Genomic DNA, 19,222 nt, shown 5'->3' on the forward strand with positions numbered 1-19,222 from the left:
TCCGTGCACATCACCAGACGGCGTCCCGAAAGCGTGCAAGGTCCGGCGGAGAACTTCACCGGCTCGGTGTGGCTGGACGAGATAGCCGCCCCCGCCGCCCCGTCCCGGCTGCGCATGTTCAACGTCCACTTCGCGCCCGGCGCGCACACCGCCTGGCACCGGCATCCGCACGGCCAGGTGCTGCACGTCCTGGAGGGCGAGGGGCTGGTGCAGCGCAAGGGCGGTGCCGTGGAGGAGATCCGTGCGGGCGACACGGTGTGGATCGAGCCCGGCGAGTGGCACTGGCACGGTGCCGCGCCGCGTGCCTTCATGACGCACCTCGCCGTCGTGGAAGCCGCGGAGGACGGCACGACGACCGAGTGGCACGAGCACGTGACCGACTACCCGGCCTGAGAAGGGAATCGCGACATGCACGCCATGCAGTACGAGTTCACCCTGCCCGCAGACTACGACATGGGCATCATCCGCTCCCGCGTCAACCGCGTCGCCCCTCTCCTGGACGACTGGGACGGCCTCGGCATCAAGACGTACGTGCTGCGCGAGCGCGGGGTGCACGGCTCGCCGGTGAACCAGTACGGGCCGTTCTACCTCTGGAACACCGTGGAGGGCATGAACAGCTTCCTCTGGGGAGGCGCCTTCCAGGGGCCTGTCGACGACTTCGGGCGGCCGGAGATACGGCAGTGGACGGGCCTGGCCTTCGAGGAGGGCGCTGCCGCCGGCTCCCCCGCCGCGTTCGCCGTGCGGCGGCGCCAACCGGTGCCGGACGGTGCGGAGTTGGCCACGTTCATGGCGGACGCGGCGAGCGAGACCGGGCGGCTGGCCGCGGAGGACGGGGCGGTACTGGCGGCGACCGCCGTGGACACGCGCGCATGGGAGCTGGTCCACTTCTCGCTCTGGGAGCACAACACGTCCAAGGCCGAGGGCGACGTGTTCGAGGTGCTGCACCTGTCGGCACCCGGGCGGAGTGACCTGCCCCGCGGCCGGCAGTGGTGAGCCGCGTCCGTACGGTCCTCGGTGACGTCCGCGCCGACGAACTGGGCGTGTGCGACGCGCACGACCATCTCTTCCTGCGCAGCCCGCAGTTGCCGGGCCTGGAGCTGGACGACGCGACGGCGGCGCGGGCCGAGCTGACGGCGTTCCGGGCTGCCGGCGGGGCGGCTGTCGTGCAGTGGACGCCGTACGGCATGGGCCGGCGTGCGGCGGATCTGCCGGGCCTGTCCAGGAGCACGGGGGTGCACCTCGTCTGCGCGACCGGGTTGCACCAGGCGGCGCACTACGCGCCGGAGATCCTCGACGGGCTGCGCGGCAGGCTCGCCGAGGTGTTCGTCCGCGAGCTGACCGAGGGCATCGGCACGTCCGGGGTGCGCGCCGGTCTGATCAAGGTGGCGGGCGGCTTCCACGCCCTCGACGCACACGCCCGCTGGACGATGACCGCCGCGGCGGAGGCCCACCGGGCCACCGGAGCGCCGATCGCCGTCCACCTGGAACTGGGGACCGGCGCACTGGACGTGCTCGACCTGCTGTGCGGCGAGTTGGGAGTGCCCGGGCACCGGGTGATCCTCGGACACCTCAACCGCTCCCCCGACCCGGTGGTGCAGCGGCAGGCCGCCGCCTCGGGCTGCTGGCTGGCCTTCGACGGGCCCTCCCGCGCCCACCACGCCACCGACTGGCGGATGCCGGAGGCGGTCCGGGACCTGGCGGAGGCCGGGTACGGAGACCGGCTGCTGCTCGGCGGGGACACGGTGGCCGCCGGGGCGCGGTCGGTGGACGGCGGTCCCGGGATGCCGTACCTGCTGCGCAGGGTGCGGCCACGGCTGGCCGACGCGGTGGGTGCGGAGCTGGTGGACCGCATCCTCACGCACCATCCGGGGCAGGCGTTCGCGGTCGACTGGACGTGACCGGGTGGTGGCCCGATCGTGTGGATCTCCGTCCCCATGGCGGGTTTCGGCTCGGACTGCCTGTCCGGAGGATGGGCTCCGGAACACCACCGGCCACCCGCCCGAGGAGACGGAGACTGCCATGGCCCTGGAAATGCGCGACCGTTGCGAACGCTGTGAGACCACCGGGTTGCCTGCGGAGGGTCCGGCGCGTATCTGCTCGTACGAGTGCACGTTCTGCGTGGCGTGCGGTGAGGCGATGGGGCAGATCTGTCCCAACTGCGGCGGTGAGCTGGTCGCCCGGCCCCGGCGCGTGGCCTCGTAGGTCCCGGCCCCGTCGGGTTGTCAGTCCCGCTGGCTAGCCTGCGCGTATGACCTCCACGCATGATGACTGCCGTTTCCCGGCGGCGCTCGCCGCCGCTCTTGCCCACCCCTTCGACTACGACCGCGACGGGGTGGACTTGGAGCCCTTCGACCGCTTCCTCTCCGCCGAGGAGACGACCGACTGGTTCCGGTCGTGGACCGGCAACAAGGAGGTGAGCGGCGACGCCTTCCGGGTGTTCGGCATGGACGGCACGGGAGGTTACGCGGCGTTCTGGCTGGTCCGCCCGGGCCGGGAGCCGGCCGACCAGCCCGTCGTCTTCCTCGGGTCCGAGGGCGAGACCGGCGTCGTCGCCCGCGACCTGTCCGACTTCCTGTGGATCCTGGCCGACGGTGCGGGTCCGCTGGAGGCGGTCGACCCCTACGGTGTGGGCCTCACCTCCCGTCCGAACGCCGAACTGACAGCGGTGGCCGAGCAGTTCGCTGCGGGGCGCGGACAAACGGCGGCGACACTGACCAGACTGGCCCGCGAGGAGTTCGCCGGCTTCGATGACCTGATCATGGGGCTCTGCCGCTGAGCGGGATGCCTGTGGAGCCTCCGCCGGCCGGTGGCCACGCCCAGGACACCCCGACGGTTCAGGCCGGGCCGCCGGCGTAGTGCCGTACGACCGGTTCCAGGTAGTCCACGTGCGGTCCTTCCAGCCCCTCCAGATCGGCCGCCGAGCGGATCAGCTCGATGCGGTCGAACTCAGGATCGTAGCCACGGGCCGACTCCGTCCGCACCAGCTCCGCGTACCGCTCGTCCAACTCGTCTGCCGGTCGCGGCGGGGCCACGAACATCACGCCGACGTTGCCACTGGTTCCCCGGGTGGTCAGCCACAGGGCCAGGGCGTCGGACGGTGTGTCGGAGCCGATCTCCTCGGCCAGTTCGCGGGCCGCGTGGCGGCGCAGACCGGCGAGGTCCAGCCCACCCTCGCCGTCGGGGGGTTCGATGGTCCCGCCGGGCAGCTGCCAGCGCCCCGGGGCTGCCGTCGAGGGCGACATCCGGCCCACCATCAGACGGCCGTCGTCGGACGGCTGCAGCACGGTCACGAACAGGGACGACCACGCGGGCGCGTCCGGCACCTGGCGCAGTGCGCGGAAGCGGTAGGTCGCCCGCGCCCACGACAGCACCAGGCCGTCCCATCCGTCCCGCTCCAGCCCCGTGAGCGCGGCCACCGGACCGTCGAACAGTGCCGGGTTCGCGCGCACCGCTTGTGCCCACAGGCGGTCCATCGCCGAGCGGTGCCCCGGGGAGACCTCGGGTGTGGGCGTCTCGACGAGCCGGATGCGGAGTGCGTGCCAGAGTTCCACCGTGGGCGGCGTCACTGGAGTGCGCCCAGCGGATCGTCCAGTGCCGGCTGCCAGGCCAACTCCGCGGCGCCGACCAGGCTGTTGTGGTCCAGGGTGCAGGGCAGGATGGGGACGCCGCCGCTCTGGCCCCACAGGCTGCGGTCGGCGACGACCGCGCGCAGACGTTCGGGATCGGCGTCGAGGAGGGTGCGGTGCAGGCCGCCGAGGATGATGCGGTCCGGGTTGAGGATGTTGACGAGGCCGGCGAGCCCCAGGCCGAGGCGGTCGATCAGGGCCTCGGCGGCGGTGCGGACGGCCGGGTCGGCGTACTGGGTGCGCAGCAGGTCGTTGGCCTGCTGGAGCAGGGACACCTCGGGGCCCGGGTCGCGGCCGGCCTCGATGAGCAGCGCGAGCGGGTCAGCCTCGACGTCCAGGCAGCCCCGGCTGCCGCAGTGGCAGGGGCGCCCCTCCGGGTTGACGGTGAGGTGCCCGACCTCCAGGGCGAGGCCCGAACTGCCCGTGTGCAGGCGGCCGTCGAGGACCAGGGCCCCGCCGACGCCACGGTGTCCGGTGGCCACGCACAGCAGGTCCCGCGCGCCCCGGCCCGCGCCGTGCCGGTGCTCGGCGAGGGCGGCGAGGTTGACGTCGTTGCCCGCGAAGGCGGGGCCGGTGATACCCGCGGCGCGTACGCACTCCGCGAAGATCCGGCGGACCGGTGCGCCCACCGGCCAGGCCAGGTGGAGGGGGTTGAGGGCCAGACCGTCGGGTTCGGCGACGGCGGACGGGACGGCGAGCCCCGCGCCCACGCAGCGGCGGCCCGACGTGCGGAGGAGTTCGGCGCCGGCCTCCACCACGGAGCCCAGCACCTTCGCCGGGTCGGCGTCGACGGTCTCGCAGCCGGGCGCGGTCGCCACGATCCGCCCGCCGAGGCCGACCAGCGCAGCCCGGAAGCCGTCGGCGTGGACCTGCGCGGCCAGCGCCACCGGACCGTCCTCGGCGACCTCCAGCCGGTGCGAGGGGCGCCCCTGGGAACCGGCCCCGGCGCCCGGCCGGGCGTCGACCCGGATCAGCCCGAGCGCCTCCAGTTCGGCGGCCACCGCCCCGGCCGTCGCCCGGGTGACCCCGAGTTCGGCGGTGAGCACGGCCCGGGTCGGCGCCCGCCCGGTGTGCACGAGCTCCAGCGCCGGTCCGAGCGCACCGCGCCCCCGGTCCAGCCGCGCCCTCGAGGTGGTCCCTTCCCCCGCCTTCCGGGGGTCCGCCGTGCCGCTCATGAGGGTGAGTCTCCCATGATCCGCAGCTGTCGTGGCCGGTGCCGTGATCTACAGCCCGCTCACCCGCAGGGTGATGTTCAGCCGCCCGGCAAGACCCAGCTCCGGCGGTGCCGTACCAGGGTGCACGCGCGGCACACCGTGGTACGCGAGCCGGGACGGCCCGCCGAAGACGAACAGGTCCCCGCTGCGCAGTTCCACGTCCGTGTACGGCTTCGCGCGATTCTCCGTGTTGCCGAAGCGGAAGACGCAGGCGTCGCCGAGGCTCAGCGAGACCACGGGCGCGGCCGACTTCTCGTCGGCGTCGCGGTGCATGCCCATGCGGGCGTCACCGCCGTAGAAGTTGATCAGCGCGATGTCGTACGGCTCCGCCGGGACCGCCTCCGGGCCGAGCGCGTCGGCCACCGCGTCGCGGCCCAGCTCGCCGAGCCAGGCCGGGAAGGGCTTCACGGGGGCGCCGTCGCCGTCGACGACCGTGCGGGCGTAGGCGTACGGGTACCAGTGCCGGCCCAGACAGACCTGCCGGGCGGTCATCGTGCCGCCGCCCGGGGTGCGCACCGTGCGCAGCCCGGCAGGGGGGCGCGCCCAGTCCCGGCAGGCGGTCAGGAGCGCGCGCTGCCGCTCGGCGGGCAGCCAGTGCGGGACGTGCACGGCGCCCGGCGCGACCTCGGCCCGCTCCCTCGGAAACAGTTCCACGTCCATGCGCTCCATCCTGCCCGAGGCCCGGCCGACCGGGCCTGAGCTGCGGCTCGGCTAGCCTGGAGCACGATGAACGACCGTATGACGACTCCGTGGGGCGAGTTCGAGCTGTCCCGCTTCCCCGAGGATCCCCGCGACCGGCTGCGTGCCTGGGACGCCTCCGACGCGTACCTGCTGCGACACCTGGCCGAGGAGGGGGTGCCGCTCACGGGCGCGGTCGTGGTGGTCGGCGACCGCTGGGGGGCGCTGGCGACGACGCTCGCGCGGTACCGGCCGACGCAGCTCACCGACTCCTTCCTGAGCCAGGAGGCGACGCGGGCGAACCTGGCGCGGGCCGGCGTCGAGCCCGGTGCCGTGCGTCTGCTCACCACCCAGGACCCGCCGCCGGAGCGGGTGGACGTCCTGCTCGTACGCGTGCCGAAGAGCCTGGCGCTGCTGGAGGACCAGCTGCTGCGGCTCGCTCCCGCCGTGCACGCGGACACGGTGGTCGTCGGCACCGGGATGGTGAAGGAGATCCACACCTCCACGCTCCAGCTGTTCGAACGGATCCTCGGGCCGACCCGGACCTCGCTGGCGCAGCAGAAGGCCCGGCTGATCTTCTGCACCCCGGACCCGTCCCTGGAGCGGCCCGCGAACCCGTGGCCGTACAGCTACGACCTCCCGGAGGGCATCGGGGCGGTCTCCGGGCGCACGGTCGTCAACCACGCGGGCGTGTTCTGCGCCGACCGGCTCGACATCGGCACCCGGTTCTTCCTGCAGCACCTGCCGGCCGGCCCGGAGGCCGGGCGTGTGGTGGACCTCGGCTGCGGCAACGGCGTCGTCGGTACAGCGATGGCGCTGGCCGACCCGGAGGCCGAGGTGCTGTTCGTGGACGAGTCGTTCCAGGCCGTGGCCTCGGCGGAGGCGACGTACAAGGCCAACGGGGTGCCCGGGCACGCCGAGTTCCGGGTCGGGGACGGGCTGGCCGGGGTGGCTCCCGGCAGTGTGGACCTCGTGCTGAACAACCCGCCGTTCCACTCCCACCAGGCGACGACCGACACGACGGCGTGGCGGATGTTCACCGGGGCCGAGCGCGCGCTGCGCCCGGGCGGTGAGCTGTGGGTGATCGGCAACCGGCACCTGGGCTACCACCTCAAGCTCAGGCGACTCTTCGGCAACAGCCAACTGGTGGCGAGCGACCCCAAGTTCGTGGTGCTGAAGGCGGTCAAGAAGGGCTAGGGCCTGTCGCGAGGAGGTCAAGTGCCCCTGCACTGCGGCCACGTCCGCCCCGCCCTGCGCGCGTAGCCGGTCGACGGCCTGCGAAGCCGAGCGGACGGCTGCGACCGCCTCCAACGCGAGCGTGTCCGGCTTGCCCGCGGCGACAGCGCCACCGGTTCCCGCCACGCCTCTGATCATCACGGCCGACCGGGCTCCGTCGTCGAGTTCGGCCGGCGGCGAGCCCCACCGTGGTCGCGGCCGGATCCCCCGCGCCGCTGTGGTCGTTGACGACCCCTCCGCTGCGCCCGGCCGGCCGAGTTGCGGCCTCCCCGACGGCGGAGAGATGGTGGTGGTGTTGGCCAGAAACGACTACTCGAGCCACCCCAGCGGGTGGGGTATGTAGTCACCCACGCCCTTTCTGCATGGATGAAACGAGCGCCTCACTCGCACCGTGCCGCTCGATGGATCCCAAGTGCAGGAGGCAGGGGCCATGTCGGTCATTTCGGACCCTACAACGTTGAACGGGGCAGCATACCCGCCCCAGGCGCACGACCGTGAAGAGCTGATGCCGAGGGCTGAGCAGGGCGCGCCCGCGAACGCCGTGGTCGCGGAACCGGAAGCCGAGGAACTGGCCCGGCTCCGGGCACGCGTGGCGAACCTCGAGGCACAGTCCGCACAGCAGGCGGCGGACCGGCCGGTCCGTACCTTCGTCAGTGGGCGCTACCGCAGCACAGAGGGCGAGAAGCTGCTCGAACTGCGAGTGGACGTGGATGGTCCGCGGCCCATGGGGCGGATCAGCGGGGACTTCTTCCAGACGAGCGGGGCGACCACGAACTACGTCGGTTCCTTCGTCGTGGAAGCACCGTCGGTCGTCTCCGGCGACGGCGTGGTGAAGCTCGCGGGCCGGGGGAAGTTCAGTTTCCCCGCCGTGTCCCCGCACGTGGAGGTGGCCGTGGTCGTCGACCCGGTCGCCGCACCACGACCGGGCCCGGCCACCGTGCAATTCTCCAACGACGGCGCGGCGCCCAGCGCGACTTACCTGTGCACGTTCGCTTCCCCGCATTTCCGCACCGTCCAGCTCGAACAGGACTCCGTGGCGGGAACGATCCCGTTCGTCTCGTACAACACCGGGTCCCTGGCACAGCCCCCATCGAGTCCCGCACGCGTGCTGAACGTACCGGCCGCGTATGCGGAGGCCGGGATCCAGATGCAGATCGCCGGAACACCGGATGTCATCTCCACCGGTGCCGCCGGCCCGGACTTGAAGTGGAACGACGCGGAGTTGCACAACGCCATGGTCAACCACTTCAGCCTCTGGCGGGACGCCCCCCTGTGGCAGGTATGGCAGCTGGTGGCCACCGCGTACGAGGACAGCACCGTCCGGGGCATCATGTTCGATTTCGGAGGGTCCTTCCAGAGGCAGGGCTGTGCGGTCTTCCACAACCTGATCCAGGGCGACGATCCGGTCAGCCGGCGCGCGCAGCTGCGTACGTACGTCCACGAACTGGGTCACGCCTTCAACCTGCTGCACTCGTGGGACAAGAACTCCGCCGACCCGCCACAGCCTCTCGGCCCCAACGGCGGTTTGGGTGACCTGTCGTGGATGAACTACGTGCAGAACTACAAGCCCCTGCCGCCGGCACCCGGCGGGGCGGCCGCCTACTGGGCCGAATTCCCGTTCCAGTTCACGGACAGCGAACTGGTGCACGTGCGGCACGGCTTCTACCGTGACGTGGTCATGGGCGGCAATCCGTTCGGGGTGGGGGCCGCCGAGGTCGACGCGGATCTATTCGGCGACCCTGTCATCGACCACTCCGGCCTCACCCTGGAACTGCGCTCCAAGGAAACGTTCCGATTGGGCGAACCGGTCGTGGTCGAGCTCAAGCTGGCCACCTCCGACCTGCGCGGATGCACCACGTTCAGCCGACTGCACCCCAAGGACGGGTACGTCAACATCGCCATCCGCCCGCCTTCCGGACAGGTGAAGGCCTACCGGCCCGCGTTGATCCGCTGTGCGGACGGGGACGACCAGACGGTGCTGGACACCGCCCGGCCGGCGATCTACGACAGTGCCTACATCGGCTACGGCAGGGACGGCCTCTACTTCCAGCAGCCCGGCCGGTACCAACTGCGGGCCCAGTACTGCGCGGCCGACGGCTCCCGGGTGATCTCCCAGGTCCATCAGCTCACGGTCCGCGCACCCCACAGCGACGAGGACGAGAACGTGGCCGACCTGATGCTCGGCGACGAGCAGGGCACGCTCTTCTATCTGCTCGGTTCCCGGTCCGAGAGTCTCACCTCCGGGAACGAGGCACTGGGCCAGGTCCTGGAGCGGTACTCCGACCACCCGCTCGCCGTCTACCCGCGTCTGGTCAAGGGATTCAATGCCGCGAGGGACTTCAAGGACCTCACCGCCGACAAGACGCTGCGCATCCGGTGCGGCAACCCCGACGAGAGCATCAGCGAGCTGAACAGGGTCGTGAACGCCTCGACCGGTGACCAGGGCGTCGACAACATCACGCTCGGACAGGTGATGCGGCGCCTGGCCCATGTGGCGGCCGAGGCGGGAGATCCGCAACGGGCGACACAGGTCATGGACCGGATGGTCGACGTGTTCCGCGGCAAGAACCTCAACCCGCACGTCATGCGGGAGATAGAGACGCAGGCCGAACAGACCAAGGCAGCGGTCACCCGCCCGTAGGACCGGCAGGGCCGATCGTGGCACCCGAAATCCCCGACAGTGAGACCGGCGGTCGGACGGCCGCCGGTCTCCGACTCGTCCTGTGTGCGGCCGCGGGCCCGCACCCCCTCGGCGAGCCGGTTCCCGTCCACGTGGAGCTGCGCAACGTCAGCGATACGGGCCTGTGGGTCGTCGGTGTACTCGACGGCTCCGAGGCCGGACTGCGTTATCCCCACTACCGCACGGCGATCCTTCGGGACGGGCGTCCCACAGACCAGCCAGGTCCGGAGGACCCCCTCGTCGGACCGCTGTTGCGGTCGCACTTCCGCCGGCTGGCTCCGGGCGAGGCCTTCGCCCCCGGACAGGCCGTGGAAGGAGGTGTCTCCTTTCCGTTGACCGCATTCGACCACTTCAGCCCGTCGGAAACAGGCGACTACGAGTATCGTCTGACCTTTTCCACCGAGAGCGCACGTCCTGAACAGTGGTTCGGCCGCTTCGGCCAACGTGCAGAGGAACGCGGGCTCCTGCTGGACCTGATCAGCCGTGTGCCACGTTGCACGATGACCGCTTCGGTCACGGTGACGGTGCGCTGAGTCCGCACCCGTCCGTGCCCTGACGGGGCAGGTGCGGTGGCCGAGACGGCCGGCGTCCGGTCAGGTGCCGGTGCGGCCGAGTACGCCGATGATGCGTGCGACCTCGCGGGCCATCGCCTCCCTGCCCACACTGAGGTACTTGCGTGAGTCGACGGCCTCCGGGTGGGCGGCCAGGAATTCCCGGATCGCGCCGGTCATGGCCGCGTTGAGGGCGGTGCCGACGTTGACCTTGGCGATCCCGCCCCTGACCGCCGCGACCAGTCCGTCGTCCGGCACACCGGACGAGCCGTGCAGGACCAGCGGGGCGGGCAGGGCGGCGGACAGGCGCTTGAGGAGGCCGTGGTCGAGGGATGCGGTGCGGGTGGTCATGGCGTGCACGCTGCCGACGGCCACGGCGAGGGCATCGACCTCGGTGCGGGTGACGAAGTCGCGCGCCTGGTCGGGATCGGTGCGGGCGCCGGGCGCGTGGGCGTCCAGCGGGGGCCGGCCGTCCTTGCCGCCGACCTGCCCCAGCTCGGCCTCGATCCACAGGCCCTGGGCGTGTGCCCAGTCGGCCGCGGCCCGGGTCGCGGCGAGGTTCTGGGCGTAGGGCAACCGGGCGGCGTCGTACATCACCGAGCTGAACCCGGCTTCGGGCGCCTGGCGCAGCAGGTCGTCGCTCTGCACATGGTCGAGGTGCAACGCGACGGGCACGCCGGCGCGCTCGGCGGCGGTGACGGCCGCGCGCGCGAGCGGCAGGAGCCGTCCGTAGCGGAACTTGACGGCGTTCTCGCTGACTTGGAGGACCACGGGTGCGCCGGTGGACTCGGCTCCGGCGATGACGGCCTCGACGTGTTCCAGGGTGATGACGTTGAAGGCGGCGACGGCTGACCTGGCTTCGGCGGCACGGGTGACCAGCTCGCCGGTGGTCGCGAGGGGCACGGCTTGTTTCCCTTCCCGGAGCGGGTCAAGAGGCGAGGATCACCGAACGGGTGAGGTGGCGCGGCCGGTCGGGGTCGAGGCCGCGGCGGGCGGCGACGGCGACCGCGAGGCGTTGGACGCGGACGAGTTCGGCGAGCGGGTCGAGCGCGCCCTCGACCCACAGTCCACCGGTGGCGCGCACCTGTTCGGCGAGGCCTTCGGGTGACTCGCCGAGCATCCAGGTCGCGGTGCCCTCGGTGGTGATGCTGATCGGACCGTGCCGGTACTCCATCGCCGGGTAGGCCTCGGTCCAGGACAGCGAGGCCTCCCGCATCTTCAGGCCGGCCTCGCTGGCGAGCCCGACGGTCCAGCCTCGCCCCAGGAAGGTGAACTGTGCGCAGTCCACGATCCCCTCCGGCAGGTCGGTCGCGAGGGCCGTTCGGGCGTCGGCGACGGCGGCGGTCGTGTGCAGGCCGAGGTGGGCGCGCAGCAGGGTGAGCGCGGTGGTGGCGAACCGGGTCTGGACGACGGAGCGTTCGTCGGCGAAGTCCAGCACGACGAGGTCGTCGGCGGCCGACCGCACGGGGGTGGCGGGGTCGGCGGTGACGGCCGTGGTCCGCGCCATCCCGCGCACCTGACCGAGCAGGTCCAGCACTTCGGTGGTGGTGCCGGAGCGGGTGAGGGCGACGACCCGGTCGTACGACCGCCCGCGCGGGAACTCCGAGGCGGCGAACGCGTCCGTCTCCCCCTGCCCGGTGGCCTCGCGCAGGCAGGCCACCGCCTGCGCCATGAAGTACGACGTCCCGCACCCGACGACGGCGACCCGCTCCCCCGCGCCCGGCAGTGCTTCGGCGTGCCGTCCGGCCTCCTCGGCCGCCCGTATCCAGCACTCGGGCTGGCTGTTCAGCTCGTCCTCGACATGGCTCATGCCACACCCTCCCCTTGCTGATCGTTCCTGCAAGATATAGCGAGCTTTCGAGCACAATCAAGCATCAGTGCACAGACTGGGGTGCGCTAAGGTCGCCGAAAAGACGGAGAACGGAGGCTGCGGATGTCCCGGGACGCCCGCTGGAAGGCGCTGCTGGAACTGCTCGTCGAGCGCGGCCGGCTGGACGTCGAGGAGGCGGCGGCCGAACTGGAGGTGTCGGCGGCGACGATCCGCCGGGACTTCGACCAGCTCGCCGAGCAGCAGATGCTGGTGCGCACCCGGGGCGGCGCGGTGGTGCACGGGGTGTCGTACGAACTTCCCCTGCGCTACAAGACGGCCCGCCGGGCCTCCGAGAAGCAGCGGATCGCCAAGGCGGTGGCGGATCTCGTGGCGCCGGGCGAGGCGGTCGGGCTGACCGGCGGCACGACCACCACGGAGGTGGCCCGCGCGCTGGCCGTGCGCGGCGACCTCGGTACCGGTTCACCGGCGCTGACCATCGTCACGAACGCACTCAACATCGCCAACGAGCTTGCCGTACGACCCCAGTTCAAGATCGTGGTGACGGGCGGGGTCGCGCGCCCGCAGTCGTACGAACTCATCGGTCCGCTCGCGGACGGCGTGCTCGGCCAGATCACGCTCGACGTCGCCGTACTCGGCGTGGTCGCGTTCGACGTCACGCACGGAGCGGCGGCGCACGACGAGGCTGAGGCCGCGATCAACCGGCTGCTGTGCGAGCGCGCCGAGCGGGTGGTGGTGGCCGCCGACTCCAGCAAGTTGGGCCAGCGGGCGTTCGCCCGCATCTGCGCGGCTGAGTTGGTGGACACGCTCGTGACGGACACGGCGGCGAGTCAGGGCACCGTGCGCCGCTTCGAGGAGGCGGGCATCCGCGTCCTCACGGTTTGACGTCTCTGCGCGGGACGTCACATACCGCTGAGGTCGACCTTCACGAACCCCGCCCCGCGCTGGTCGTTGCAGCCGACCGGCGCCCGGTCGGCCGGGTCGGGCCAGGTCTGCTGGGCCTGGAGTGCCACGCTCACCAGGGTCAGCAGCAGGTCGACGTCGCTCGCGGCGTCGAGCCGGAGGGTCACCCACTGCGAGCCCGGCACGATCCGGATGGCGCCCGTGTGCTTCAGATCCTTGGCGAGCCGCCGGATGGCCCGGTCGGTCAGCCGTAGATCCACGTCGCGGTCCGAGTGGAAGTGGGCGATCTCGCCCTGGGCCGAACGCACGGCCTGTCCCAGGCCGCAGCTCGGGACGGCCTGTCTCAGGTCCGGCCAGGTCGCCAGTTGCGCTAGCGCGCGTGAGGCCAACGTCATGGAACCATCATGGCCTGCTCACCTGGCCGCAACCAGCTCGTGAGCAAGCATTAACCGAGATGTAGCCATGACCGATTCGGCCGCCCCCGGACCTGTCCGCATCCCGAACTCGGCCCGTCCGACGATTGGTTGACCTCGCCAACGGGGCCGAAAACCGGAAATCTCCGCCGGCCGGAGGCGCTTCGGGGGCCCGATCCGCCTGCCCAGTTCCGTATCACATACAGCCTCACGTGTGACAGACCCGTGCACCCGTTCTCATCCGTCCGTCCACGAAGGCCCGCACGGATCCGGCAGTGCCGGTGGGGCTCACTCGGACGGGTCCCCGGTGTCTCGGCGGGTGATGGCCAGCCACTCCGGGGCGGTCTCGGCGTCGCTGTACGCGTCGTGCCAGTTCCACCATTCGTACGGCGGGGTCTGGGGATAGCCCTCGGGCGAGTCCTCCCAGGTCTCCTGCCGTCCGAGCGCACTCATGTCGAGGTAGCTCCAGGTGCTCCCCATCGCCTCGTCACCACGGGAGTTGATGAAGTAGGTGCGGAACACGTTGTCCCCGTCGCGGATGAACGCGTTCGTGCCGTGCCACTCGTCCACACCCAGGTCGGTGTCGAAGTCGTCGGTCATCGAATACCAGGGGATCGTCCAGCCCATCCGCGCTTTCACCCGCGCGATGTCCGGCTGCGGCGCGCGCGAGACGAAGACGAGAGTGGTGTCGCGGGCGTTCAGATGAGCCAGGTTGCCCACATGGTCGGCCACCATGGAGCAGCCGCGGCAGGCGTGGTCGGGCCAGCCGAACACGCCGGGCTCGAAGAAGGCACGGTAGACGATCAGCTGACGACGACCATCGAACAGGTCGAGCAGGCCCACCCTGCCGTCGGGTCCGTCGAACTCGTAGGCCTTCTCCACCGCGAGCCAGGGCATCCGCCGGCGCTTGGCGGCCAGTGCGTCACGGGCGCGGGTCAGTTGCTTCTCCTCCACAAGCAGCTGCTGGCGCGCAGCCTCCCACTCCTGCGGCGAGACGATCGGGGGTGTCTTCATGGTGACGTTCACCTTTCATCGAGCGCGGGATCGAAGCCTTCACGTCGGAGGCCCTGGCAGAACCGATCGATCGCCGCGTGTTCCTGGTACTCGGGAGGCTCGGGCGCGGGACTCAGGCCTTCCAGCGTCGGGCGCGCCTGCGGCAGCGCGCTGTTCACCGAGACGCCGCCGCAGTCGAGCAGGTCGGCCATCTCGTCCTCGAGTAAGGACACCGTCGAGGCCGGAAAGTCATCGGTGAGTTCTCGGGAGCGGCCGTGCCCCAACAGGCGACCGCAGTTCCGGACTCCATTCTTCCCGAGGAGCAAGGAATCGCCATGGCAAGCAATCACGAAGAGTGCGGTTGTGACCACTGAAGGCAATCGCGACATCGGGCGCGCCGTCCGGGCGCTCGTCGTCCTCGCCGTGTACGCGGTATACCGGCCGCCTTGCCCTGCGCCGCCGCCCCACCTAGCCTGACTTTGTGCCGCTACTAAACAAATCCCGATCGCACAACGTCGTGCCGGGCAACGGTCTCACTCGTCTCCGGGTCGCGATCACCACGTTCTTCGCCCTGGACGGCTTCGTCTTCGCCGGCTGGGTGGTGCGCATCCCCGCCATCAAGCAGCAGACCCACGCCTCCGCGAGCGGGCTCGGGCTCGCGCTGCTCGGGGTGTCCGCGGGGGCGGTCGTGACGATGACGCTCACCGGACGTCTGTGCCGCCGCTTCGGCAGTCACCAGGTGACCGTCGTCTGCGCGGTACTGCTCTCCCTCAGCGTCGCCCTGCCCCCGCTCACCCACTCCGCTGTGACGCTCGGCGCCGTGCTGCTCCTGTTCGGGGCGGCTTACGGGGGTATCAACGTGGCGTTCAACAGCGCCGCCGTCGACCTGGTGGCCGCGCTGGGCAGGCCCGTCATGCCCAGTTTCCACGCGGCGTTCAGCCTGGGCGGGATGCTCGGCGCCGGGCTCGGCGGGCTCGTCGCGGGCGCTCTCTCCCCCACCCGGCACCTGCTCGGCCTGACACTCGTCGGACTGCTGGTCACCGCTGTCGCGGGACGCGCCGTCCTGCGGCACGAGCCGCCGGTCCCGTCGGACCGCCTCCGCCCGCAGGCGGGTGGTCCGCGCCGCCCGGATGTCCGGACCCGCGGGCTCGTCGTCGTCTTCGGTCTGATCGCGCTGTGCACGGCCTACGGCGAGGGGGCCATGGCCGACTGGGGCGCCCTCCACCTCCAGCAGGACCTGGCGGCCTCGTCGGGGACGGCGGCCGTCGGATACTCATGCTTTGCGCTCGCCATGACCGTCGGCCGCCTGACCGGGACGGCGCTGCTGGAGCGCCTCGGGCGCGCCCGGACCGTGATCGCCGGAGGTGCCACCGCGACGGCCGGCATGCTGCTCGGCTCGCTCGCGCCCTCCGTGTGGGCGACACTGATCGGCTTCGCCGTCACCGGTCTCGGGCTGGCCAACCTCTTCCCGGTGGCCGTGGAGCGGGCCGGCGTGCTGGCCGGTCCGTCCGGTGTCGCCATGGCCTCCACCTTCGGGTACGGCGGCATGCTCCTGGGACCGCCCGCGATCGGCTTCATGTCGGACTGGTTCTCGCTGCCCGCGGCGCTCACCAGCGTCGCCGTGCTGGCCGCCGTCGCCGCGCTCATCGGCCTGGCGACACGACGGGTGATGAGTATCTGACATGACGTCAGACGCGAGGCCGGCGGTCGCTCATCGCCGGCGCCGGCCCGCGAGGCACGTGGTCACGAAGCGTCCTGCACCGAGGCCGCCCCGCACGGTCCCGCATGCGCCGCGCACCGAGCCGTCGCAGTCTGGACGTATGGCCTGTCGGTGCGCGACGAAAGGTGACCGATGAAGTCCGCGGTCTTCGGCGGCACCGGCCTGATCGGGTCGCACGTAGTGAAGAAGCCGAACACGGCGGGACACGAGGCCGTACCGCACTCCATGCCCGCGGTGGCGACGTGGTCACCGGCCAGGGAGTGGAGGAGGCGGCGGCCGGAGCCGACGCGGTCGTCGGTCTTCGTGGACCACCGGGGGCGACGCCCGCACCCTTGCCCGGCGTCAGCATCTGCGAGCCCTGCGCCCAGGATGAGGGGCGTCGCACGCCACCGCGTGCGTCCGACCTACGGCACCAGGCGACGAGCACCCGACGCCGCCCCGGGACCGCAGGGCAGAGAGACCGGCCGCGCGCCTGCTCATCGCGCCTTCCCCGCCGATGTGAGCCTCGAGCGTGCTCCATCCGGCACACTCGGCCCCATGGAGACTGCCGAATTCCTCAGGACCCTGGACCGGGAGGGCCGGTCGCTGGCCGCGGCCGCCGAGACCGCGGGTACCGACGCCAAGGTGCCGACCTGCCCGCAGTGGCAGGTCAAGGACCTGCTGCGGCACACGGGCGCGGTGCACCGGTGGGCCACCGCTTACGTCGCCGAAGGCCACACCGCACCGCGCCCCCTCGACGACGGCCCCGGCCTGGACGGCGCCGAACTGGTGGCCTGGTACCGGGAGAGCCACCGCCTGCTGGTGGACACGCTGGCCGCCGCACCCGCCGACCTGGAGTGCTGGACCTTCCACCCGGCGCCCTGCCCCTCACCGCTGCTGTTCTGGACCCGGCGGCAGGCGCACGAGACGGCGGTCCACCGTTACGACGCCGAGACGGCTCGGGGCGGCACGGCGTCCGCGATCGCCACGGAGTTCGCGGCCGACGGCATCGACGAGCTGCTACGCGGTTTCCACGCCCGCTCCAGGAGCCGGGTCCGCACGGAGCAGCCGCGCGTGATGCGGGTGCGGGCAGTCGACGCGGGCGCCGACGCGGTGTGGACCGTACGGCTGTCGACGGAGCCGCCGGCGGCCTCGCGGGACGGGTCCGGGGAGGCCGAGGCCGAACTGGCGGGCCCGGCGGACCTGTTGTACCTGGCGCTGTGGAACCGTGTGCCGGTGCCGAGCGTGACGGGCGATCCCTCTCTCGCTGCGCTGTGGCGGGAGAAGTCCGGGATCTGATGTCGCGTCAGTCAGCGTCGTCCAGCATCCGGGCCAGGACCGCGCGCTGCACCGGCCGTACCTCGCCGTGCAGCGCGCGCCCCTTGCCCGTGAGTGCCACGCGGACGCCGCGCCGGTCCTCCGCGCACATGGCCCGCTCGACGAGCCCGTCCTTCTCCAGGCGGCCGATCAGCCGGGACAGCGCGCTCTGACTGAGATGGACGCGCTCCGAGATCTCCTGGACGCGATAGGCACTGCCGCCGTCCGCCGCCGTGCCGTCGGCGAGCACGTCGAGGACCTCGAAGTCACTGGCACACAGGCCGTGTCCGTGCAGGACACGGTCCAGCTCGCACTGGGTGCGGGCATGCAGGGCCAGAATGTCGCGCCACTGCTCCACGAGCGCCTGCTCGGCCCGGTTCGCCGCCATGGGCGCACCGTAGCAGAGAAACGAGATTGTTGCATCGTAATTAAATGCATTTGCATTCGATGCATGCGCATGTAGTGTCGTCGCCATGACCTCTCCGCTCACCGCCCCCGCGTCCGAAGGACGCTGGACTCCCCGGCTGTGGGGCACCCTGCTGGTGCTCTGCGCCGCGATGTTCCTGGACGCGCTCGACGTCTCCATGGTCGGCGTCGCGCTGCCGTCCATCGGCTCCGATCTCCACCTGTCCACCTCGACGCTGCAATGGATCGTCAGCGGCTACATCCTGGGCTACGGCGGGCTGCTCCTCCTCGGCGGCCGGACCGCCGACCTGCTCGGCCGGCGCCAGGTGTTCCTGGTCGCCCTCGGCGTCTTCGCGGTCGCCTCCCTGCTCGGCGGGCTGGTGGACTCGGGCCCGCTGCTGATCGCCAGCCGCTTCATCAAGGGCCTGAGCGCGGCCTTCACCGCGCCGGCGGGCCTGTCGATCATCACCACGACGTTCCCGGAGGGTCCGCTGCGCAACCGCGCGCTCTCCATCTACACCACCTGCGCCGCCACCGGGTTCTCCATGGGCCTGGTCCTCTCCGGCCTGCTCACCGAGGCCAGCTGGCGCTTCACCATGCTGCTGCCCGCGCCCATCGCGCTGATCGCCCTCGCCGCCGGGCTCAAGCTGCTGCCGCGCAGCGCCCGCGAGGAGAACCACGACGGCTACGACATCCCGGGCGCCGTCCTCGGCACCGCGGCGATGCTGCTGCTGGTCTTCACCGTCGTCCAGGCGCCCGAGGCCGGCTGGGCCTCGGCCCGTACGCTGCTGTCCTTCCTGGCCGTCGCCGTCCTGCTGATCGCGTTCGTCCTGGTCGAGCGGCGTTCGCCCAGTCCGCTCGTCCGGCTCGGCGTGCTGCGCTCGGGCAGTCAGGTCCGGGCCCAGCTCGGCGCGGTGGCCTTCTTCGGCTCCTACGTCGGCTTCCAGTTCCTGACCACTCTGTACATGCAGTCCCTGCTCGGCTGGTCGGCGCTGCACACGGCGCTCGCCTTCCTGCCGGCGGGTGCGCTGGTGGCGGTGTCCTCGACGAAGGTCGGTGCGATCGTCGACCGGTTCGGCACCCCGCGGCTGATCGCGACCGGCTTCGCACTGATGGTCGTCGGGTACGCGCTGTTCCTGCGCGTCGACCTGGACCCGGTGTACGCGGCGGTGATCCTGCCGTCGATGCTGCTGATCGGCGCGGCCTGCGCCCTGGTCTTCCCCTCGCTCAACATCCAGGCGACCAACGGGGTGGAGGACCACGAGCAGGGCATGGTCTCCGGGCTGCTCAACACCTCGGTGCAGGTGGGCGGGGCGATCTTCCTGGCCGTCGTGACGGCCGTGGTCACCGCGGCCGCACCGGCGCACGCCACCCCGCAGGCCGTCCTGGACAGCTACCGGCCGGGCTTCATGGTCGTCACGGCCGTCGCCGTGGCGGGCCTGCTGATCACCCTCACCGGACTGCGCAGCCGTCGTGACCTTCCGTCGCTCGTGGTCGCCAGGTCCACCGTGGAGGAGGCGGACGCGGATCGCGTGGCGGTCCGCGACTGACAAGGGGGAACGCCTCCGCGCGTGCGCCCGGCGGGAGTTGGTTGCGAGCCCGACGAACAGCTCGCCGCGCTCGCCCAGGATTTAGGGCACCTGCCGCTCGCGTTGTCGCAGGCCGCTGCCTACCTCATC

The 19,222-nt window shown here is 71.7% G+C and carries 21 protein-coding genes; 12 read left to right on the forward strand and 9 right to left on the reverse strand.

Features of this window, described 5'->3' with window-relative positions; genetic code table 11:
• Window positions 1–3 precede the first annotated feature (3 nt).
• The 5 genes from ABZ471_RS27315 (at window position 4) to ABZ471_RS27335 (ending at window position 2,776) form a co-directional block, all read left to right on the forward strand.
• Window positions 4–393, forward strand: coding sequence for a cupin domain-containing protein (locus ABZ471_RS27315; RefSeq protein ID WP_359069852.1), 390 nt, complete (start codon window positions 4–6; stop codon window positions 391–393).
• Between the two features lie 15 nt (window positions 394–408).
• Window positions 409–993 carry a DUF4865 family protein gene (locus ABZ471_RS27320; RefSeq protein ID WP_359069854.1) on the forward strand — a complete coding sequence of 195 codons (585 nt, stop codon included), beginning with the start codon at window positions 409–411 and terminating at the stop codon, window positions 991–993.
• Window positions 990–1,898, forward strand: coding sequence for a phosphotriesterase (locus ABZ471_RS27325; protein WP_359069856.1), 909 nt, complete (start codon window positions 990–992; stop codon window positions 1,896–1,898). The genes ABZ471_RS27320 and ABZ471_RS27325 overlap by 4 nt, the downstream gene beginning before the upstream one ends.
• A 121-nt stretch (window positions 1,899–2,019) precedes the next feature.
• Window positions 2,020–2,202: a DUF1272 domain-containing protein gene (locus ABZ471_RS27330; protein WP_359069858.1), complete on the forward strand. Its 183-nt coding sequence runs from the start codon at window positions 2,020–2,022 to the stop codon at window positions 2,200–2,202.
• Window positions 2,203–2,248: 46 nt separating this feature from the next.
• Window positions 2,249–2,776 (forward strand): SMI1/KNR4 family protein, encoded by a 528-nt coding sequence (locus ABZ471_RS27335; RefSeq protein ID WP_359069859.1) that lies wholly within the window; start codon window positions 2,249–2,251, stop codon window positions 2,774–2,776.
• A 58-nt stretch (window positions 2,777–2,834) separates the two neighbouring features.
• On the opposite strand, the gene ABZ471_RS27340 is transcribed toward ABZ471_RS27335, so the two are convergent.
• Genes ABZ471_RS27340 through ABZ471_RS27350 form a run of 3 tightly spaced genes read right to left on the reverse strand, consistent with a single transcriptional unit; the run spans window position 2,835 to window position 5,500 of the window.
• Entirely contained in the window at window positions 2,835–3,551 is a 717-nt protein-coding gene (locus ABZ471_RS27340) for an NUDIX domain-containing protein (protein WP_359069861.1), read from the reverse strand.
• 11 nt (window positions 3,552–3,562) lie between these two features.
• Window positions 3,563–4,801: an ROK family protein gene (locus tag ABZ471_RS27345; protein WP_359069863.1), complete on the reverse strand. Its 1,239-nt coding sequence runs from the start codon at window positions 4,799–4,801 to the stop codon at window positions 3,563–3,565.
• Between the two features lie 48 nt (window positions 4,802–4,849).
• Window positions 4,850–5,500 (reverse strand): alpha-ketoglutarate-dependent dioxygenase AlkB, encoded by a 651-nt coding sequence (locus ABZ471_RS27350; protein ID WP_359069864.1) that lies wholly within the window; start codon window positions 5,498–5,500, stop codon window positions 4,850–4,852.
• A gap of 78 nt (window positions 5,501–5,578) precedes the next feature.
• On the opposite strand from ABZ471_RS27350, the gene ABZ471_RS27355 reads away from it, so the two are divergent.
• The 3 genes from ABZ471_RS27355 (at window position 5,579) to ABZ471_RS27365 (ending at window position 9,967) form a co-directional block, all read left to right on the forward strand.
• Window positions 5,579–6,715 (forward strand): methyltransferase, encoded by a 1,137-nt coding sequence (locus tag ABZ471_RS27355; RefSeq protein WP_359069892.1) that lies wholly within the window; start codon window positions 5,579–5,581, stop codon window positions 6,713–6,715.
• A 496-nt stretch (window positions 6,716–7,211) separates the two neighbouring features.
• Entirely contained in the window at window positions 7,212–9,395 is a 2,184-nt protein-coding gene (locus tag ABZ471_RS27360) for a hypothetical protein (protein ID WP_359069866.1), read from the forward strand.
• Between the two features lie 131 nt (window positions 9,396–9,526).
• Window positions 9,527–9,967 (forward strand): hypothetical protein, encoded by a 441-nt coding sequence (locus ABZ471_RS27365; protein WP_359069867.1) that lies wholly within the window; start codon window positions 9,527–9,529, stop codon window positions 9,965–9,967.
• A 60-nt stretch (window positions 9,968–10,027) separates the two neighbouring features.
• Here ABZ471_RS27365 and ABZ471_RS27370 read toward each other — a convergent pair whose 3' ends face one another.
• The gene (locus ABZ471_RS27370) at window positions 10,028–10,888 is read right to left on the reverse strand and encodes a class II fructose-bisphosphate aldolase (RefSeq protein WP_359069869.1); all 861 of its coding nucleotides are present in this window, start codon (window positions 10,886–10,888) and stop codon (window positions 10,028–10,030) included.
• Window positions 10,889–10,913: 25 nt separating this feature from the next.
• Window positions 10,914–11,795 (reverse strand): sugar isomerase, encoded by an 882-nt coding sequence (locus ABZ471_RS27375; protein WP_359069871.1) that lies wholly within the window; start codon window positions 11,793–11,795, stop codon window positions 10,914–10,916.
• 123 nt (window positions 11,796–11,918) lie between these two features.
• Between ABZ471_RS27375 and ABZ471_RS27380 the strand changes: the two genes are divergently transcribed.
• Window positions 11,919–12,698 (forward strand): DeoR/GlpR family DNA-binding transcription regulator, encoded by a 780-nt coding sequence (locus ABZ471_RS27380; RefSeq protein ID WP_359069873.1) that lies wholly within the window; start codon window positions 11,919–11,921, stop codon window positions 12,696–12,698.
• Between the two features lie 17 nt (window positions 12,699–12,715).
• Here ABZ471_RS27380 and ABZ471_RS27385 read toward each other — a convergent pair whose 3' ends face one another.
• The 3 genes from ABZ471_RS27385 to ABZ471_RS27395 form a co-directional block, all read right to left on the reverse strand.
• Window positions 12,716–13,111, reverse strand: coding sequence for a luciferase family protein (locus ABZ471_RS27385; RefSeq protein WP_359069875.1), 396 nt, complete (start codon window positions 13,109–13,111; stop codon window positions 12,716–12,718).
• 306 nt (window positions 13,112–13,417) lie between these two features.
• Window positions 13,418–14,143 carry a DUF899 domain-containing protein gene (locus ABZ471_RS27390; RefSeq protein ID WP_359069876.1) on the reverse strand — a complete coding sequence of 242 codons (726 nt, stop codon included), beginning with the start codon at window positions 14,141–14,143 and terminating at the stop codon, window positions 13,418–13,420.
• 8 nt (window positions 14,144–14,151) lie between these two features.
• Window positions 14,152–14,334 (reverse strand): hypothetical protein, encoded by a 183-nt coding sequence (locus ABZ471_RS27395; protein ID WP_359069878.1) that lies wholly within the window; start codon window positions 14,332–14,334, stop codon window positions 14,152–14,154.
• 305 nt (window positions 14,335–14,639) lie between these two features.
• Here ABZ471_RS27395 and ABZ471_RS27400 point away from each other — a divergent pair, with 305 nt between their 5' ends.
• Window positions 14,640–15,803 (forward strand): MFS transporter, encoded by a 1,164-nt coding sequence (locus ABZ471_RS27400; RefSeq protein WP_359069880.1) that lies wholly within the window; start codon window positions 14,640–14,642, stop codon window positions 15,801–15,803.
• 576 nt (window positions 15,804–16,379) lie between these two features.
• Window positions 16,380–17,120 (forward strand): maleylpyruvate isomerase family mycothiol-dependent enzyme, encoded by a 741-nt coding sequence (locus ABZ471_RS27405; RefSeq protein WP_359069882.1) that lies wholly within the window; start codon window positions 16,380–16,382, stop codon window positions 17,118–17,120.
• Between the two features lie 7 nt (window positions 17,121–17,127).
• On the opposite strand, the gene ABZ471_RS27410 is transcribed toward ABZ471_RS27405, so the two are convergent.
• On the reverse strand, window positions 17,128–17,526 hold the full coding sequence (locus ABZ471_RS27410) for a MarR family transcriptional regulator (protein ID WP_359069884.1): 399 nt from the start codon (window positions 17,524–17,526) through the stop codon (window positions 17,128–17,130).
• A gap of 85 nt (window positions 17,527–17,611) precedes the next feature.
• Between ABZ471_RS27410 and ABZ471_RS27415 the strand changes: the two genes are divergently transcribed.
• On the forward strand, window positions 17,612–19,093 hold the full coding sequence (locus tag ABZ471_RS27415) for an MFS transporter (protein ID WP_359069886.1): 1,482 nt from the start codon (window positions 17,612–17,614) through the stop codon (window positions 19,091–19,093).
• The last annotated feature ends 129 nt before the right edge of the window (window positions 19,094–19,222 follow it).

This window comes from Streptomyces sp. NPDC005728 (assembly GCF_040630895.1).
Taxonomy (GTDB): Bacteria; Actinomycetota; Actinomycetes; order Streptomycetales; family Streptomycetaceae; genus Streptomyces.

Coding starts and splice junctions, on each gene's coding strand:
- ABZ471_RS27395 (WP_359069878.1), bottom strand. CDS start 14,334: ATGGCCGACCTGCTCGACTGCGGCGGCGTCTCGGTGAACAGCGCGCTG.
- ABZ471_RS27355 (WP_359069892.1), top strand. CDS start 5,579: ATGACGACTCCGTGGGGCGAGTTCGAGCTGTCCCGCTTCCCCGAGGAT.
- ABZ471_RS27320 (WP_359069854.1), top strand. CDS start 409: ATGCACGCCATGCAGTACGAGTTCACCCTGCCCGCAGACTACGACATG.
- ABZ471_RS27380 (WP_359069873.1), top strand. CDS start 11,919: ATGTCCCGGGACGCCCGCTGGAAGGCGCTGCTGGAACTGCTCGTCGAG.
- ABZ471_RS27350 (WP_359069864.1), bottom strand. CDS start 5,500: ATGGACGTGGAACTGTTTCCGAGGGAGCGGGCCGAGGTCGCGCCGGGC.
- ABZ471_RS27330 (WP_359069858.1), top strand. CDS start 2,020: ATGGCCCTGGAAATGCGCGACCGTTGCGAACGCTGTGAGACCACCGGG.
- ABZ471_RS27385 (WP_359069875.1), bottom strand. CDS start 13,111: ATGACGTTGGCCTCACGCGCGCTAGCGCAACTGGCGACCTGGCCGGAC.
- ABZ471_RS27390 (WP_359069876.1), bottom strand. CDS start 14,143: ATGAAGACACCCCCGATCGTCTCGCCGCAGGAGTGGGAGGCTGCGCGC.
- ABZ471_RS27415 (WP_359069886.1), top strand. CDS start 17,612: ATGACCTCTCCGCTCACCGCCCCCGCGTCCGAAGGACGCTGGACTCCC.
- ABZ471_RS27410 (WP_359069884.1), bottom strand. CDS start 17,526: ATGGCGGCGAACCGGGCCGAGCAGGCGCTCGTGGAGCAGTGGCGCGAC.
- ABZ471_RS27345 (WP_359069863.1), bottom strand. CDS start 4,801: ATGAGCGGCACGGCGGACCCCCGGAAGGCGGGGGAAGGGACCACCTCG.
- ABZ471_RS27375 (WP_359069871.1), bottom strand. CDS start 11,795: ATGAGCCATGTCGAGGACGAGCTGAACAGCCAGCCCGAGTGCTGGATA.
- ABZ471_RS27405 (WP_359069882.1), top strand. CDS start 16,380: ATGGAGACTGCCGAATTCCTCAGGACCCTGGACCGGGAGGGCCGGTCG.
- ABZ471_RS27335 (WP_359069859.1), top strand. CDS start 2,249: ATGACCTCCACGCATGATGACTGCCGTTTCCCGGCGGCGCTCGCCGCC.